The 15,843-nt window shown below is 60.1% G+C and carries 14 protein-coding genes and 2 pseudogenes; 5 read left to right on the forward strand and 11 right to left on the reverse strand.

Annotated features, from left to right (window positions below):
• Positions 1-88: 88 nt before the first annotated feature.
• The 3 genes from GIW04_RS06945 to GIW04_RS06955 form a co-directional block, all read right to left on the reverse strand.
• The gene (locus GIW04_RS06945; protein ID WP_032894297.1) at positions 89-556 is read right to left on the reverse strand and encodes an inhibitor of vertebrate lysozyme family protein; all 468 of its coding nucleotides are present in this window, start codon (positions 554-556) and stop codon (positions 89-91) included.
• A gap of 2 nt (positions 557-558) precedes the next feature.
• Positions 559-723, reverse strand: a complete 165-nt coding sequence (locus GIW04_RS06950; RefSeq protein WP_003187386.1) for a DUF1328 domain-containing protein — start codon at positions 721-723, stop codon at positions 559-561.
• A 77-nt stretch (positions 724-800) separates the two neighbouring features.
• A complete protein-coding gene (locus GIW04_RS06955) occupies positions 801-1,085 on the reverse strand; it encodes a hypothetical protein (protein ID WP_003187385.1) in 285 nt (94 codons plus the stop codon).
• 389 nt (positions 1,086-1,474) lie between these two features.
• On the opposite strand from GIW04_RS06955, the gene algB reads away from it, so the two are divergent.
• Together algB and GIW04_RS06965 are read left to right on the forward strand one after the other, a co-directional pair.
• On the forward strand, positions 1,475-2,821 hold the full coding sequence (gene algB / locus GIW04_RS06960; protein ID WP_003187383.1) for a sigma-54-dependent response regulator transcription factor AlgB: 1,347 nt from the start codon (positions 1,475-1,477) through the stop codon (positions 2,819-2,821).
• A gap of 10 nt (positions 2,822-2,831) precedes the next feature.
• Complete coding sequence (locus GIW04_RS06965) at positions 2,832-4,619, forward strand: KinB sensor domain-containing domain (protein WP_003187382.1); 1,788 nt, start codon at positions 2,832-2,834, stop codon at positions 4,617-4,619.
• A 113-nt stretch (positions 4,620-4,732) separates the two neighbouring features.
• Here GIW04_RS06965 and GIW04_RS06970 read toward each other — a convergent pair whose 3' ends face one another.
• The 6 genes and pseudogenes from GIW04_RS06970 to GIW04_RS06995 form a co-directional block, all read right to left on the reverse strand.
• On the reverse strand, positions 4,733-5,509 hold the full coding sequence (locus tag GIW04_RS06970; protein WP_003187380.1) for an N-acetylmuramoyl-L-alanine amidase: 777 nt from the start codon (positions 5,507-5,509) through the stop codon (positions 4,733-4,735).
• An 89-nt stretch (positions 5,510-5,598) separates the two neighbouring features.
• Positions 5,599-7,647 (reverse strand): GGDEF domain-containing protein, encoded by a 2,049-nt coding sequence (locus tag GIW04_RS06975; RefSeq protein WP_120247383.1) that lies wholly within the window; start codon positions 7,645-7,647, stop codon positions 5,599-5,601.
• Positions 7,644-8,522 (reverse strand): endonuclease/exonuclease/phosphatase family protein, encoded by an 879-nt coding sequence (locus tag GIW04_RS06980; RefSeq protein WP_003187377.1) that lies wholly within the window; start codon positions 8,520-8,522, stop codon positions 7,644-7,646. The genes GIW04_RS06975 and GIW04_RS06980 overlap by 4 nt, the downstream gene beginning before the upstream one ends.
• Before the next feature lie 10 nt (positions 8,523-8,532).
• Positions 8,533-9,168 carry a thiol:disulfide interchange protein DsbA gene (gene dsbA / locus GIW04_RS06985; protein WP_003187375.1) on the reverse strand — a complete coding sequence of 212 codons (636 nt, stop codon included), beginning with the start codon at positions 9,166-9,168 and terminating at the stop codon, positions 8,533-8,535.
• 167 nt (positions 9,169-9,335) lie between these two features.
• The gene (locus GIW04_RS06990) at positions 9,336-9,962 is read right to left on the reverse strand and encodes a c-type cytochrome (RefSeq protein WP_003187372.1); all 627 of its coding nucleotides are present in this window, start codon (positions 9,960-9,962) and stop codon (positions 9,336-9,338) included.
• 33 nt (positions 9,963-9,995) lie between these two features.
• Positions 9,996-10,203 (reverse strand): annotated as a pseudogene (locus tag GIW04_RS06995) (cytochrome).
• Between the two features lie 192 nt (positions 10,204-10,395).
• On the opposite strand from GIW04_RS06995, the gene yihA reads away from it, so the two are divergent.
• The gene (gene yihA / locus GIW04_RS07000; RefSeq protein ID WP_073526417.1) at positions 10,396-11,037 is read left to right on the forward strand and encodes a ribosome biogenesis GTP-binding protein YihA/YsxC; all 642 of its coding nucleotides are present in this window, start codon (positions 10,396-10,398) and stop codon (positions 11,035-11,037) included.
• A 271-nt stretch (positions 11,038-11,308) separates the two neighbouring features.
• Here yihA and polA read toward each other — a convergent pair whose 3' ends face one another.
• Positions 11,309-14,104 (reverse strand): DNA polymerase I, encoded by a 2,796-nt coding sequence (gene polA / locus GIW04_RS07005; RefSeq protein WP_120247384.1) that lies wholly within the window; start codon positions 14,102-14,104, stop codon positions 11,309-11,311.
• A 74-nt stretch (positions 14,105-14,178) separates the two neighbouring features.
• On the opposite strand from polA, the gene GIW04_RS07010 reads away from it, so the two are divergent.
• Positions 14,179-14,469 carry a DUF2782 domain-containing protein gene (locus GIW04_RS07010; protein ID WP_003187366.1) on the forward strand — a complete coding sequence of 97 codons (291 nt, stop codon included), beginning with the start codon at positions 14,179-14,181 and terminating at the stop codon, positions 14,467-14,469.
• A 56-nt stretch (positions 14,470-14,525) separates the two neighbouring features.
• A complete protein-coding gene (locus GIW04_RS07015; protein WP_120247385.1) occupies positions 14,526-15,479 on the forward strand; it encodes a homoserine kinase in 954 nt (317 codons plus the stop codon).
• A gap of 218 nt (positions 15,480-15,697) precedes the next feature.
• Here GIW04_RS07015 and GIW04_RS07020 read toward each other — a convergent pair.
• Positions 15,698-15,843: pseudogene (locus GIW04_RS07020) on the reverse strand (tRNA 2-selenouridine(34) synthase MnmH); the annotation flags it as partial.

Here is a 15,843-nt window from a genome sequence, read left to right on the forward strand (position 1 = left end):
CCCTGGTCATGCATCACTCAAGGAGCGATGCAAACAGAAAGAAGCACAAGGGCTTCTTTCTATGGACGCCGGCTCCGTCAGACGGAACCTAGTACCAATTCGGATCTTTCTTGAGCTGCTCCATCAGCAGCTTTTGCATACCCTCGTCCGGCTTACCGATAAAACGGTAATCGGCGTGCCGCGTCGGGGACTTGTCCGCCGGCAAACCGGCCGGGACTTCCACCAACATGGCGTAGGCATCTTCCTTGTCGAGGCTGAAGGCAACGATCAGGCGCTTGTTCAGGCAGGTATCTGCGGTTTCGCAGAGCGGCCCGACCAAGTACTTGTCGCCATCTTCCTCAACGGCATTCATTTGCTCGGCCGTGCCCGACAGGTTCATCACCCACTCGGGCAGGCGCTCTTCTTTCTTCACCACGTCTTGCCAGGTTTCACGGTACTGCGGATCCGCGCTGAGCAATTCGTTAGCCCGGGATTGGCCGTCATTGGCGGCCAAGGCCAAGCCGCTACCGCCCAACAGCAGGGCGGCAGCAAGGGCTTTAAAAGGCAGGTTGGCCATATTCAACCTCGGCCTTTGCGACCAAAGAAGAACGAAGCGATAAACATCACCAGGAAGACCACAAACAGGATCTTGGCGATGCCGGTAGCGGTGCCAGCGATACCACCGAAGCCCAGGACTGCAGCCACAATGGCGATGATCAGAAATGTGATTGCCCAACTCAACATGGTGATTCTCCTTATGCTTCTATAGGGGTAACAGCGGTGATGCCGTGCAGCCGCTCAACACAAGCGACGTTTTTTGCCTAGAACACCCAACGGTCATGGGCCGGTAGTTCGTCCAGGGTAGAACCCTGATCTACCAGGCTCAATTGCGGGGCAGTCACATCGGCGCTGGCGCTGCCAATGGAACGAAAATGAGTCTGGGTCATGGCAGGACGTTCAAATTGCGGGGCTGGCTGCGCGCGCTCTTGCCAATGCTGCAACTGCTGGCCAGCAATCAACGTGACCATCAAGGCCAGGCTGGCAAACAGGCCCTGCTGCAAGCGCAGCGGCGATACACGCAATTGGCTGAGGCTTTGGCGAGTCATACTGCATTGCTCCCGCATTCTGATTATTCGTTCATGACGCTCTTGGGGGAGATATTGCAGAGTGCATGCCAGCTTTATTGCAAAATAAAACTCAATAAAATCAAATGTTTACACTTGATCAATAGATTCGTCGCCTAGCATCCTGCACGATGCATCCTTGCAGGCCGTGCGAAATGCACGATGGCAAGTGGTCGGAACCAGCCACCCAGCGCACACATCGAAGGATCGAAGGGCGAACGGAAGGGAAAATGCGCTCAGACGACGTCTGTAGGAAGGCGCGCAGATAGCTGCACGAAGAAGCCTTTTATGAATCAGAATAAACCATGCAACTTGCCCGATTATTCCGGGACTAAACACCATCACATTTATAGTTAAGGAGTGCGGGACAGATGGAATCAGCCAAGGAACTTCAAGGCCGCATTCTTTTAGTGGATGACGAATCTGCGATCCTGCGCACCTTCCGCTATTGCCTGGAAGATGAAGGCTATACCGTCGCCACCGCGAACAGTGCCGCTCAGGCCGATGCCCTGATGCAGCGTCAGGTGTTCGACCTGTGCTTCCTCGACCTGCGCCTGGGCGAGGACAATGGCCTGGACGTGCTGGCCCAGATGCGGGTGCAGGCACCGTGGATGCGCGTGGTGATTGTGACCGCCCATTCGGCCGTGGATACCGCCGTGGACGCCATCCAGGCTGGCGCCGCCGACTACCTGGTCAAACCTTGCAGCCCAGACCAACTGCGCCTGGCCACCGCCAAGCAACTGGAGGTGCGTCAGCTCTCGGCGCGGCTGGAAGCGCTGGAAGGCGAGGTGCGCCAGCCCAAAGACGGCCTGGACTCCCATAGCCCGGCAATGATGGTGGTGCTGGAAACCGCGCGGCAGGTGGCCGGGACGGACGCCAATATCTTGATTCTCGGCGAATCCGGCACCGGTAAAGGTGAGTTGGCCCGGGCGATACACGGCTGGAGCAAGCGCTCGAAGAAGTCCTGCGTGACCATCAACTGCCCGTCTCTGACCGCAGAGCTGATGGAAAGCGAACTGTTCGGCCACAGCCGCGGCGCGTTCACCGGCGCCAGCGAAAGCACCCTGGGCCGAGTGAACCAGGCGGACGGCGGTACGCTGTTTCTCGACGAGATCGGCGATTTCCCCCTCACGTTGCAACCCAAGTTGCTGCGGTTTATCCAAGACAAAGAGTATGAGCGTGTGGGCGACCCGGTCACCCGCCGCGCCGATGTGCGCATCCTCGCAGCCACCAACCTGAACCTGGAAGACATGGTGCGCGATGGCCGCTTCCGTGAAGACTTGCTCTACCGCTTGAATGTCATCACCTTGCACTTGCCGCCGCTGCGCGAACGCAGTGAAGACATCCTGACCCTGGCTGACCGCTTCCTTGCCCGCTTCGTCAAGGAATACGCACGCCCGGCGCGCGGCTTCAGTGATAATGCCCGCGAAGCGCTACTCAACTATCGCTGGCCCGGCAATATCCGCGAACTACGTAACGTGGTGGAACGCGCCAGCATCATCTGCCCCCAGGAGAAGGTGGAGATCAGCCACCTGGGGATGGCCGAGCAACCGGCCAACAATGCACCGCGTATCGGCGCGGCTTTGAGCCTGGATGAGCTGGAGAAAGCCCATATCGGCGCCGTACTTGCGACCAGCGACACACTGGACCAAGCGGCCCGCACACTCGGCATCGATGCGTCGACGCTGTACCGCAAACGCAAGCAGTACAACCTTTGAACAGGACCTTATGAAGCTCGCGATGAAACTGCGCACCCGGTTATTCCTGAGCATCTCAGCGCTGATCACCGTGGCATTGCTGGGGTTGATCCTGGGCTTGGTCAGTGTCATGCAAATGGCCAAGACTCAGGAATCGCTGATCCGCAGTAACTTCATCACCCTGGACCTGGGGCTCAAGTTGCGTCAGAGCCTGGGCGACCAGTTGATCATGATGCTGGAGAAGCGCCCCGACCCGGACGCCCTGCAAGCCTCCAAGCAACATTATTTCGACCTGTTGGACCAGGGCATCGCCCATGAGCAGGTCGACGGCACAAACCATGGCTTCAGCCAGGCACGCTCCGATTACCAGAAGCTACTGGAAGCGTTTGACCAATCCCAACAGGCATCACCGCCCGCAGGCAGCAAAGAAAAGCTGACTGAAACCTTCAACATATTGCGCAACGGCCTGATCGCCGATCACAAGCGGGCGCTGGAAAATATCAGTACCAGCGAGCATAAATCCCGCGAGCGCGCGTTGTTGATTGCCGGCCTGCTCGGGCTGGTAGGGCTCGCGGTGCTGATCATCGGTTTCGTCACGGCCCATGGCATCGCCCGGCGCTTCGGTGGCCCCATCGAGGCGCTGGCCAAGGCCGCCGACAAGATCGGGCAGGGCGATTTCGAAGTCACCCTGCCGATCTCCTCCGCAGCGGAAATGAACCTGCTGACCCGCCGTTTCGGCATCATGGCCGAAGCGTTGCGCCAACATCAGGCCACAAACATCGATGAGCTGCTGGCCGGCCAACAGCGCCTGCAAGCGGTGCTCGACAGTATCGATGACGGCCTGTTGATGATTGATCGCCAAGGCTGCCTGGAGCACCTCAACCCTGTGGCGCAGCGCCAATTGGGCTGGGATGAGGAGCGGCTCGGCCAAGGTCTTGGCGAAGCCATGGGTCGCGCAGAAATGGATGAACAGCTGCAACTGGTGCTGCGCGGCGGCAACCTGGAGCGGGCCCCGGATGATCTCGAAGTGGAAGTCGAGGGTGAATTGCGCCTGCTGACCTACAGCCTGACCCCGGTCAGCCATACCCAGGGGCATATTCTGGGGGCCGTGATGGTGCTGCATGACGTGACTGAACAGCGCGCCTTCGAGCGGGTGCGCAGCGAGTTCGTGTTGCGCGCGTCCCATGAGCTGCGCACGCCGGTCACCGGCATGCACATGGCCTTCGGTCTATTCCGTGAGCGGGCCAAGTTCCCACCGGACTCCCGTGAGGCGGACCTGCTGGATACGGTCAATGAAGAGATGCAGCGCCTGATGCAGTTGATCAACGACCTGCTCAACTTCTCGCGCTACCAGAACGGCCTGCAAAAACTCACCTTGGGCACGTGCGATGTCACCGACTTGCTGGAGCACGCACGGGCTCGATTTGCTGAGCCTGCGAACGCCCAGCACATTGAGTTGCTGGTGGAAGCCCAACCTGAGTTGCCACGGCTATATGCCGACCAGGTGCAACTGGAGCGGGTACTCGACAACCTGCTGGGCAATGCCCTGAGGCACACCGCCGAAGGCGGGCAGATCCGCCTGCAGGCACGACGCCATGGCGAGCGGGTGATTATCAGCGTCGAGGATAACGGCGAAGGTATCGCCTACGGCCAGCAAGGGCGGATCTTCGAGCCCTTTGTGCAGGTGGGCCGCAAGAAAGGCGGTGCGGGCCTGGGCCTGGCACTGTGCAAGGAAATCGTGCAATTGCACGGCGGCCGCATGGGCGTGTACTCACGGCCGGGACAGGGCACGCAGTTCTATATGGCATTGCCCCTGTAGGAGCGAGCTTGCTCGCGAAAAACGTCAACGATAACGCTGTGCTGTCAGGCAGCCCGCGTCGTCTATGCGTTCTTCGCGAGCAAGCTCGCTCCTACATTATTATTTTTACACCATCAGCGGTGATTCAAGGCCCGCAGGATCGCGGCGCTTTCAGCATCCGGGGTGCCATCAAACAATGACGGGCGAAAGCGCATCTGGAACGCAGCGATGACATGCCGCGTGGCCACATCCAGCTCGCCAGTCTGCGGCGTCTGGTAGCCCAGGCGCGCCAGCTCTTCCTGGAACCAGGTAATGCTCGGCAACTGCGCGGCGTACTGCACCTGAAACCGAGCCACTGCCTGGGCATCCGGCCACACGGCCAGACCTTCTGCCGCCAAGCGCTTCCAGGGGAACAACGGGCCTGGGTCCAGCTTGCGCAGCGGGGCGATATCGCTGTGCCCGATGATGTTCTTCGGGTCGATGCCGTTACGCTTGCTGATGTCCTTGAGCAGCACGATCAGCGACTGCACCTGCGCTTCGGAATACGGGTACCACACACGCCCCGTCGGGGTATCGCTGAACCCTGGGTTGACGATCTCGATACCGATGGAGCTGGAATTGAGCCAGGTGCGCCCCATCCACTCGCTTTCCCCCGCGTGCCAGGCGCGCTGGCTTTCATCCACCAGCTTGTAGATGGTGCCGGAGGCATCGTCGCCGATCAGGTAATGGCTGCTGACCTGGCCATGGGTCAACAGCGCCAGGGAACGTTCAAGGTTGGTCGAGGTGTAATGCACCACAACGAACTGCACGCGATTGTCGTGGTTGACCGAAGGATGGCTGGTGTTCAGGCGCGGGCCATTGGCGCAGCCGGCGAGCAGAAGAAACGCTAAAGCGATATACAAGGATTTCATGGCGAGAGGCAGTACACTGAAAGACGATAATGCAACAGTGTAACGTACGACTCACGGCCAGGCGGTCAAATTACAAAATGGAACATCTTTTATGCCGCCTGCACCTGATTACGCCCCGCGGCCTTTGCCCTGTAGAGCGCTTCATCGGCACGCTTGAGCGCCAGGTCACTGCGCTCGCCGGGTTGAAACTGCGCCACGCCCATGGACACCGTGATCGTTACCGGCTCACCCTTGAAGTGGAACGGGCACGCGGCAATGGCCTCACGCAATACTTCACCTACGGCCAAGGCATCCGCCAAGGCCGAGTCGGGCATTAGCAGCACAAACTCTTCACCCCCAAAACGCGCGATGAAGTCCGTCGGCCGCAGGCGCTTGCTCAGCACATTGGCGATGATCTTCAAGACTTTGTCCCCAGCCAAGTGACCGTAACCGTCGTTGATGCGCTTGAAGTGGTCCAGGTCGAGCATGGCCAGAGACAGGCTGTTACCGCGCTGATGCCAGGCGTTGACTTCGTAATCGAGGCGTTCGCTCCACGCCGCACGGTTGGGCAAGCCTGTGAGCGGATCGATCAAGGCCTTCTGGCGCTGCACCTCCAGGTGCTCGCGGTAGCCCTGGGCTTCCTGCTCCATATGGGCCACGCGTTCAGCCAGGCCTTTGAGGCGTGCGGCCACTTCCTGTTCGCGCAGGTCACGCTGTTGCTGGTGTTCATCCATGGTGCCGAGCAAGCCTTCAAGATGGCTTTCGAGCACTTGCTTGAGGCTGTCCAGGTCGGCGGCATCCTGCACGCTGCTTTGCAGGCCGTCGACCTGCTCACGAATCTGCGTGTCCAGCTCCCGTGCGGCCAGGCTGCTGTCGGCGTGGCCCTCGCTGGCGACTTGCAGATGGCCCTGGAATGCCTCGAGACGCTCGTTGAGCTGCTTGAGATAAGCCTCGAACTCATGCTGGCCACTGTCGGTGATCGCCAGCATCAGCACCGCCAGGTCATCGAGGATCGGCAGCAGTTCGTACCAGTTCAAGCCGTGGGCGAGACGCTCACGCATTGCCTCGGCCTGGGGTTGGTGACGTTCGGGCAGGGAAAGATCTTCCAGCAGGCCGAGTAAAGTGCCTTCAATGTGTTTGGCCACCGAGCTGTAGGACGGTTCAGGCGAATCGGGCAGGGCGTAGGTGCCGTCCGGTTGCAGCTCGTCGGGCTCGGGGCTTTCCTGCACGGGTGGTAGCGACAGGCTGCCGATGCGGGTCTCATCCGGCGTTTCGACTGGAACCGGCGGCGGTTCGATAAAGGCGGCGAGTGCGCTTTCGTGAGCAGGCTCCGCAACTGGCGGCGCCTGCACGTCGGGTTCAGGTAGTTGCGCAGGCGCCGCAATCGACGGCAGCTCTGGAGCGTCGAATACCGGCGTTTCGCTGGCGACCTCTTGCACTTCGGCCACTGCAACAGGCACAGGCTTCAAGGGTGGCAACGGCGCAAAGGCACGCAAGGCTTGGGTCAATTCTTCCGATTGCCCAGGTTCTTCCGGTTTGGGTGTGGGTTTGGGCGCTGCGGGCGTTGGCGGTGCCGATTGCGCTGCTGGCAGTGGCTCGGCATCAACAGGAGGCGCTTCACTGGCGGCCTCTTTACTGCCAAACAGACGTTGCAACAGTCCCGGCCCTGGGCGTGTGGTTTCGCCATCCGGCTCCAGATTATTCAGCGCCTGCCCCTGTAGGCTGCTCAGCTCACTGAGCAGCAGCGGTATCTCCCGCGCTTGTGCCACGCGACCATCGAGTTGCTTGGCGAAGGTTTTCAGCGGACGAGCCACCTCGCGGGGCAGCGGCAGCTTTTGCAACTGGGTGACCAAGGCGGTGAGCGCAGTGCTGATCTGGTCGACGCGGGTTTCGCGGCGTTGCTCCGAATCCAGCACGGCCTTTTCCAGGCGCGGCAGTAAAGCGGCGAGAGCAGCGTCCATGTCGTCCGTGCGCACAACATCGCGCATTTCCTTCATGCATTGATCGACGGCGCGGTCAGTCCCTTCAGCGGCCAGCGTGCTGCGCACCAGCCCGCGGCGCAGCAAATCGAGGCGGGCGGCCCAGCGGCGTTCGAGTTTTTCTTGTTGCTCGATGCTTTGGAGGTATTTCTCTTTCCAGCGCTGGGCGTCGTCGCTCATGCAAGGGGTCCGCGAGGGCCTGGGCTCAACGCGGGTAATGCATCAGCCGTGAGCGAGCCCGGCAGACGAATCTCTACCGCGACCGGCAGGTGATCGGAAATGGGCTGCGCCAGCACCTGCACACTTTCCAGTGTGAGGCTTGGGCTGAGCAGGATATGGTCAAGACAGCGCTGCGGGCGCCAGCTGGGAAACGTGGCTTCGACTTGCGGCGCCAGTAACCCCAGGTCGCGCAGCGGAGAATTCTGCAGCAGGTCGTTGGCATGGGTGTTCATGTCACCCATGAGCACCTGGTGCTTGTAGTTGCCAATCAATTCACGCACGTAGGCCAGTTGCAGGTTGCGCGTACGCCCCCCGAGGGCCAGGTGCATCATCACCACCACCAGGGCTTCCGGGCCTTCGCCAAAACGCACAAGGATCGCCCCGCGCCCTTTGGGGCCTGGCAAGGGGTGATCTTCAATGGCAGTGGGTTTGAGACGGCTGAGCACGCCGTTGCTGTGCTGTGCCAGGCGCCCTAGATTACGGTTGAGTTGCTGATACCAGTACGGAAAAGCACCCAACTGAGCCAGGTGTTCCACCTGGTTGATATAGCCGGAGCGCAGGCTGCCGCCGTCGGCTTCCTGCAGGGCGACCAAGTCGAAGTCGCTGAGCAGGTCGCCGATTTTCTGCAGGTTACCGGTACGCCCCTTGTGGGGCAGCAGGTGCTGCCAGCCACGCGTGAGGTAGTGCCGATACTTTTCGGTACTGTTGCCCACCTGGATGTTGAAGCTGAGCAGGCGCAAGCGGCTGTCTGCCGGCAGGCCCGTGGACTCCAGGTGATGCTCGTTGACCTGCGGCTCATGCAGGCCAACGACACGCTCGGTACCCCAGCGGCGCATGGCGAGCCCCTTACTTGGCAGCGCGTTCTTTGGCAATCAGCTGGTCAGCAACGTTCAGGGTCGCTTCAGGACCACCGGTGCTGCCCAGGTCGAAACGGTATTTGCCGTTGACGATCAGGGTTGGAACGCCTTGCACGCCGTACTTCTGCGCGAGTTCCTTGGCCTGTTTGATCTGGCCCTGGATAGCGAAGGAGTTGAAGGTCGCCAGGAACTTGTCCTTGTCGACACCCTGAGTGGCAACGAAGTCAGCCATTTCGTCCGGCTTGGTCAGGCGCTTGCCTTGTTTCTGGATCGCTTCGAAGACAGCGTTGTGGACCTTGTGCTCAACACCCATGGCTTCCAGGGTCAGGAACAGCTGGCCGTGGGCGTCCCATGGGCCACCGAACATGGCGGGAATGCGACGGAAGTTAACGTCCTTGGGCAGCTTTTCAGCCCATGGGTTGATAGTCGGCTCGAAGGCGTAGCAATGCGGGCAGCCGTACCAGAACAGCTCCACCACTTCGATCTTGCCCGGCACTGCAACGGGAACCGGGTTAGCCAGCTCAACATAGGTTTTACCGGCTTCAAGCGGCACATCGGCAGCTTGTGCGGTCATGCCGAAGAGGCTGGCAGTGACGAGAGCGGCGCTGAGGATCAGATTACGCATGCTTTACTCCTGGACAAATAAAGTCGCCTCACGCGACCTTTGTTGTGACAGGTCTACGCGGACATGAGTTCGTTAGTGTAACGGCAGCGGCCACAAAAAAGGGCGGCCTAAGCCACCCTTTTTATGCTTGCATCGCGGGATTAATCGAGCGTTAACGCCCAGCCCCGTCAGTGCAGGCCCTGGATATAACTGGAGAGGGCTGCGATGTCTTCGTCGCTCAGCTTGCGAGCGATGGTGCGCATGGTCATCGCGTCGCCATCGTTGGCCCGGCCGGCTTCTTCCTTGCGAAAGTCGGTCAACTGCTTGGCGATGTAGGTGGCGTGCTGGCCGCTCAGGCGCGGGAAGCTGGCAGCAGCGTTGCCTGCGCCATTGGGCGAGTGGCAACCGGTGCAGGCAGGCAAGCCTTTTTCCAGGTTACCGCCACGGAACAACTGCTCTCCGCGGGCGACCAATTTAGGATCGGCAGCTCCCACGCTACCCTTCTGGCTGGCAAAATACGCCGCGAGGTCCGCCAGGTCCTGATCGTTGAGATTGGTTAGCATGCCGGTCATTTCCAGCACCGTGCGCTTGCCGCTCTTGATGTCGTGCATCTGCTTGCTCAGGTAACGTTCACCCTGGCCGGCCAGTTTGGGGAAGTTCGGCGCCGGGCTGTTACCATCCGGCCCGTGGCAGGCACCACACACGGCGGCCTTCGCTTGACCGGCAGTGGCATCACCTTTGACGGGGCCCTCTGCAGCGACGGCAGCGCCTGTGATGCCCAAGGTCAACAGCAGACTCACGATCAGTTTGTTCATCAGCTAATCCAACTACGGCTAAGGGTTTAAGAGTTATCTACCGGGTTTACTCACCATCACATCAGTGACGGCCTGGTAATCCTCAGTACTGCAGTCCATGCACAAACCACGCGGCGGCATTGCCTTGAAACCCTGGGTCACGTGCTGCGTCAGCCTGACCATGCAAACTCGGTTGATCCTGTGTAGCCTGAGCGCCGTAAAGCGGAATCAGGGCAGCAGAAGCGAGCAACCGTCGGTCCATACATCGACCTTTTCAGGGCTTGAGAGCGTTTTGCGTTCTAATGCGCAATAAAGGTCTTTCGCTCCCGTGAACTTCATCCTTCGCTGGGACAAAGCACACACAAAATCTGCGGCATTATATACTGGCGCTACTGAAACGGAAACGACACCGCTTGCCGCACCCTTTCTCGGCACCGCCCACATCGGAAATCTCATGCAACTCAAGAACCCCATCCTCGGCCTGTGCCAACAGTCCACCTTCATGCTCAGCGCCGCCAAAGTGGACCAATGCCCCGATGACGAGGGCTTTGAAGTCGCCTTTGCCGGCCGTTCCAACGCCGGTAAATCCAGCGCACTGAACACCCTGACCCACGCCAGCCTGGCGCGCACCTCGAAAACCCCGGGCCGCACGCAACTACTCAATTTCTTCAAGCTAGACGATGATCGGCGTCTGGTCGACCTGCCGGGCTACGGTTATGCAAAAGTACCTATCCCGCTGAAGCTGCACTGGCAGCGTCACCTCGAGGCTTACCTGGGCGGTCGCGAGAGTTTGAAGGGTTTGATTCTGATGATGGATATACGTCATCCAATGACCGACTTCGACTTGCTGATGCTCGACTGGGCTGTCGCCAGCGGCATGCCGATGCACATTTTGCTGACCAAGGCCGACAAGCTCACCTACGGTGCAGCCAAGAACACCCTGCTCAAAGTGCAGTCCGAAATCCGTAAGGGTTGGGGCGACACCATCACCATTCAGCTGTTCTCCGCCCCCAAGCGCATGGGTCTGGAAGAGGCTTACACCGTACTGGCCGGCTGGATGGAATTGGCGGACAAGGGCACAGAAATCGCCGAATAACTTTTCTGCGGGCAAAAAAAACCCCGGACTTCTTTTGGGGAGGGGAAGTTCGGGGTTCAAGTTCCGGACCGCTAGGGCGGGGTCCGGAATTATCTGCCAACACTTAACACAACATAGGAGCATTGAAGGGCTTCACCACCCATTCAGTAACTCTGAGTGGCAGTTCACAGGTTAAGTTCCGACAGGCTCAAAAAACTATTGGAAATAACTGACCGCGGTTTGCGCTCTAAACCGCCTCGCCACCGCGCAAGGTGATGGCGAAGCCGCAGAATCAGTGCGCCTCGTCCCAGTTATCGCCTACGCCTACGTCCACCACCAAAGGCACGTCCAACTGCGCCGCCGCGCTCATATGCTCGCGAATCTTCTCGCTGACCTGCGCGACCAAGTCTTCGCGCACCTCCAGCACCAATTCGTCGTGCACCTGAAGGATGACCTTGGCATCCAGGCCCGACTCAGTCAGCCAGTTATCCACCTGCACCATGGCTTTTTTGATGATGTCCGCCGCCGTGCCTTGCATCGGCGCGTTGATCGCTGTGCGTTCGGCCGCCGCGCGCTCCTGGGGCTTGTTGGAGTTGATGTCCGGCAAGTACAGGCGTCGCCCGAAGAAGGTTTCGACATAGCCCTGATCCGCCGCCTGGGCGCGGGTGCGCTCCATGTATTCGCGCACCCCTGGATAGCGGGCGAAGTACACATCGATGTAAGCCTTGGCGGTCTTGGTATCGACGCCGATGTCCTTACCCAGCTTCTGGGCGCCCATACCGTAAATCAGGCCGAAGTTAATCGCCTTGGCGCTGCGGCGCTGGTTGGACGTGACCTCATTCAACTCGACCTTGAACACTTCGGCCGCCGTGGCCGTGTGTACGTCCAGGTCATTGCGGAAGGCGTTCATCAAGCCCTCGTCCTTGGACAAATGCGCCATGATCCGCAGCTCGATCTGCGAATAGTCCGCCGCCAGCAGCTTGTAGCCCTTGGGCGCGACAAACGCCTGGCGAATGCGCCGCCCCTCGGCGGTGCGCACCGGGATGTTCTGCAAGTTCGGATCGCTGGAGGACAAGCGCCCGGTCGCCGCGACGGCCTGATGGTAAGACGTATGAATACGCCCGGTACGTGGGTTGATCTGTTCCGGCAGGCGGTCGGTATAGGTACTTTTGAGCTTGCTCATGCTGCGGTACTGCATGAGTACCTTGGGCAGCGGGAAATCATCTTCGGCCAGTTTGGCCAGCACTTCTTCAGCCGTGGAGGCCTGGCCCTTGCCGGTTTTTTTCAGCACCGGCATGCCAAGCTTTTCGTAGAGAATCGCCCCAAGCTGCTTGGGCGAACCCAGGTTGAATTCTTCACCGGCGATCTCGTAGGCCTGGCGCTCCAGCTCAACCATCTTGTTACCCAGCTCGATGCTCTGGATGCCGAGCAGGTCCTTGTCTACCAGTGCGCCCTGGCGCTCGATGCGGGCCAGCACCGGCACCAGCGGGATCTCGATGTCCGTCAGCACACTGGCCAGGCTCGGGATCGCTGCCAGTTGCGCGTAAAGGTACTGATGCAGGCGCAAGGTCACATCAGCATCTTCGGCCGCGTAAGGGCCGGCTTGCTCAAGGGCGATCTGGTCGAACGTGAGTTGCTTGGCGCCTTTGCCGGCGATGTCCTGGAAGCTGACCGTGTCGTGGTCCAGGTACTTCTTCGCCAGGCTGTCCATATCGTGCCGCGTCGCGGTGGAGTTGAGCACGTAGGATTCGAGCATGGTGTCGAAGGCGATGCCGCGCACGGTAATGCCCTGGGCAGGGTCGCCACCAATGGCGCAGTTGGCCAGGATATTCATGTCGAACTTGGCATGCTGGCCCACCTTGAGTTTGGTCGGGTCTTCCAGCAACGGTTTCAAGGCCAACAGCACGGTGTCGCGGTCCAGTTGTTCCGGTGCACCGATGTAAGCGTGCGTCAGCGGAATGTAGGCAGCCTCATGGGGCTGCACCGCGAACGAAACCCCGACCAATTGCGCCTGCTGGGCGTCGATCCCGGTGGTTTCGGTATCGAAGGCAAACAGCTTGGCGTCGTTGAGTTTTTTCAACCACAGATCGAACGTGGCCTGGTCAAGAATGGTGGTGTAAACCGTCTCTACGGGCACCGATACCACCGCCTCCACTGCGACATCCGCGACGGGCGTAACTTCATTGGCCGCCTTCAGCTCGACACGCTTGGTATCGCGCTGGATCTCGTCGTACCAGCTCTTGAACTCCAGCAATGTGTACAGCTCAAGCAGCTTTTCGCGGTCCGGTTCGATCAGGTGTAAATCATCCAACCCAACATCCAGCGGCACATCGATCTTGATCGTCGCCAACTGATAGGACAGGAATGCCATCTCTTTATGCTCTTCCAGCTTTGCCGGCAGGGTCTTGGCCCCACGGATAGGCAGGGTCGGCACAATATCCAACTGCTCATAAAGCTCTTTGAGGCCGCCATTGACCCCCACCAGCAAGCCGGAGGCGGTCTTGGGGCCAATGCCCGGAACGCCGGGAATGTTGTCGGACGAATCTCCCATCAACGCCAGATAGTCGATGATCTGCTCCGGAGCGACGCCGAATTTCTCCTTAACGCCCTCGATGTCCATGGAGCTACCGGTCATGGTGTTGACCAAGGTAATGTGGCCGTCCACCAGCTGCGCCATGTCTTTGTCACCGGTCGAGATCACCACCGGGCGGCTGGCGGCCGCGCTGCTGCGGGCCAGGGTGCCGATCACGTCATCGGCCTCCACACCCTCGACGCACAGCAACGGGAAGCCAAGAGCGATCACGCTTTGATGCAGCGGCTCGATCTGCAGGCGCATGTCATCGGGCATGCTCGGGCGGTTGGCTTTGTATTCGGCGTACATCTCATCGCGAAACGTCCCACCCTTGGCGTCGAAAACCACCGCAAATGGGCTGTCCGGGTACTGCTTGCGCAGGCTTTTGAGCATGTTCAACACGCCCTTGACCGCACCGGTGGGCAGGCCTTTGGAGGTGGTCAGCGGTGGCAGCGCGTGGAAGGCGCGGTACAGATAAGAAGAACCGTCCACCAGGACGAGGGGCGCTTGGCTCATGAGCAGGATCAACCTTTTCGGCGGGTCAGGCGCTAGAATAGCCGGACCAATGAAAACAAAGGGACAAGGTTATCATGCGTACATTCAATCGCCTGCTGTTGACCGGTTTGATTGCACTCGCTCCGATGGCTGCCATGGCGGCAGACGATGCCCCTTCGGCAGACCCGGAAGTTACCATTCGCACGGAAGGCGACAAAACCATCCAGGAATACCGCCAAAACGGCTTCCTGTACGCAATCAAAGTCACCCCGAAGGGCGCACCGCCGTACTTTCTGGTACGTGCGGACGGCACCGACGCGAACTTCATCCGCTCTGACCAGCCGGATATGCTGATCCCGTCATGGAAGATCTTCGAATGGAAATGATTTCTTAATTTTAACCGGCGCTGCCCACCGCAGCGCCCGTAACGGCAGTTTTAACCATGTCTGTGTTCACCCCCCTGGCTCGGCCCGAGCTGGAAACCTTTCTCGCCCCTTATGGGCTCGGCCGCCTGCTTGATTTCCAGGGGATTGCCGCCGGCAGCGAAAACACCAATTTCTTTATCAGCCTGGAGCAGGGCGAGTTCGTCCTGACCCTGGTTGAGCGTGGCCCGGTGGCAGAAATGCCGTTCTTCATCGAACTGCTCGACGTGCTCCACGACGCCGACCTGCCCGTGCCGTACGCCCTGCGCACCACCGACGGCATCGCTTTGCGCGAACTCAAGGGCAAACCGGCCTTGCTGCAACCACGTCTGGCGGGCAAGCACATCAAGGAGGCCAATGCGCAGCATTGCGCCCAGGTTGGCGAACTGCTCGGCCACCTGCACCTGGCCACCCAAGGCGAAAAGGTACTTGAACGCAAGACCGACCGCGGCCTGGAGTGGATGCTCAGCGAGGGCGCGCAGCTTATTTCGCACCTTAACGAGGCCCAGCAACGCCTGTTGCGCGATGCGCTGGCCGAGATCGACGCCCACAAGGCCGACATCCTCGGCCTACCACGGGCGAATGTGCACGCCGATCTGTTTCGCGATAACGCGATGTTTGAAGGCACGCACCTGACGGGCCTGATCGACTTCTACAACGCCTGTTCGGGGCCGATGCTCTACGACGTGGCCATCGCCTTGAATGACTGGTGCTCGGATGCCGAAGGCGTGATTGACGGTCACCGTGCCCGGGCGCTGCTGGGCGCTTACGCGGGGCTACGGAGATTTACCGCGAAGGAAGCCGAGCTATGGCCGACCATGCTGCGCGTGGCGTGCGTGCGGTTCTGGCTGTCGCGGCTGATCGCGGCCGAGTCATTTGCCGGGCAGGATGTGCTGATTCATGACCCGGCTGAGTTCGAGCACCGCTTGGCGCAGCGTCAGCAGGTCACGGTCCACCTGCCGTTCGCACTTTAAAACACCGACTCGGTCAATGTGGGAGCTGGCTTGCCTGCGATAGCGGTATCGACTGAGCCAACGCTATCGCGGCATAGGTATCTACACAACTTCGGTACGACGCTAAACCTGTGGCGAGGGAGCTTGCTCCCGCGACGGCCTGGCAGCCGACGCTGATCTAACTGACGCACCGCGATCCAACTGTGGGAGCTGGCTTGCCTGCGATGGCGTCCGAAAGGTCACCCCACCCGGGTCGCCCGCTCGCGCAAATACTCCACCACCGCCCCCTGCTCCCCGGCAAACTCGATACGCGCGCCCTTGCTCTCGCGCTGGAACGCATACATCGGGTCGTAATACTCACGCAGCAAGCCTTCAATCCATACCC

Origin of the sequence: Pseudomonas sp. PA-4-8C, assembly GCF_021606625.1 — a bacterium.
Lineage (GTDB): Bacteria > Pseudomonadota > Gammaproteobacteria > Pseudomonadales > Pseudomonadaceae > Aquipseudomonas > Aquipseudomonas lactis.

What these genes read in the sequence shown, in the direction of transcription:
- GIW04_RS06945 (WP_032894297.1), bottom strand. Translation starts at nt 556, where the DNA reads ATGGCCAACCTGCCTTTTAAAGCCCTTGCTGCCGCCCTGCTGTTGGGC.
- GIW04_RS06950 (WP_003187386.1), bottom strand. Translation starts at nt 723, where the DNA reads ATGTTGAGTTGGGCAATCACATTTCTGATCATCGCCATTGTGGCTGCA.
- GIW04_RS06955 (WP_003187385.1), bottom strand. Translation starts at nt 1,085, where the DNA reads ATGACTCGCCAAAGCCTCAGCCAATTGCGTGTATCGCCGCTGCGCTTG.
- algB (WP_003187383.1), top strand. Translation starts at nt 1,475, where the DNA reads ATGGAATCAGCCAAGGAACTTCAAGGCCGCATTCTTTTAGTGGATGAC.
- GIW04_RS06965 (WP_003187382.1), top strand. Translation starts at nt 2,832, where the DNA reads ATGAAGCTCGCGATGAAACTGCGCACCCGGTTATTCCTGAGCATCTCA.
- GIW04_RS06970 (WP_003187380.1), bottom strand. Translation starts at nt 5,509, where the DNA reads ATGAAATCCTTGTATATCGCTTTAGCGTTTCTTCTGCTCGCCGGCTGC.
- GIW04_RS06975 (WP_120247383.1), bottom strand. Translation starts at nt 7,647, where the DNA reads ATGAGCGACGACGCCCAGCGCTGGAAAGAGAAATACCTCCAAAGCATC.
- GIW04_RS06980 (WP_003187377.1), bottom strand. Translation starts at nt 8,522, where the DNA reads ATGCGCCGCTGGGGTACCGAGCGTGTCGTTGGCCTGCATGAGCCGCAG.
- dsbA (WP_003187375.1), bottom strand. Translation starts at nt 9,168, where the DNA reads ATGCGTAATCTGATCCTCAGCGCCGCTCTCGTCACTGCCAGCCTCTTC.
- GIW04_RS06990 (WP_003187372.1), bottom strand. Translation starts at nt 9,962, where the DNA reads ATGAACAAACTGATCGTGAGTCTGCTGTTGACCTTGGGCATCACAGGC.
- yihA (WP_073526417.1), top strand. Translation starts at nt 10,396, where the DNA reads ATGCAACTCAAGAACCCCATCCTCGGCCTGTGCCAACAGTCCACCTTC.
- polA (WP_120247384.1), bottom strand. Translation starts at nt 14,104, where the DNA reads ATGAGCCAAGCGCCCCTCGTCCTGGTGGACGGTTCTTCTTATCTGTAC.
- GIW04_RS07010 (WP_003187366.1), top strand. Translation starts at nt 14,179, where the DNA reads ATGCGTACATTCAATCGCCTGCTGTTGACCGGTTTGATTGCACTCGCT.
- GIW04_RS07015 (WP_120247385.1), top strand. Translation starts at nt 14,526, where the DNA reads ATGTCTGTGTTCACCCCCCTGGCTCGGCCCGAGCTGGAAACCTTTCTC.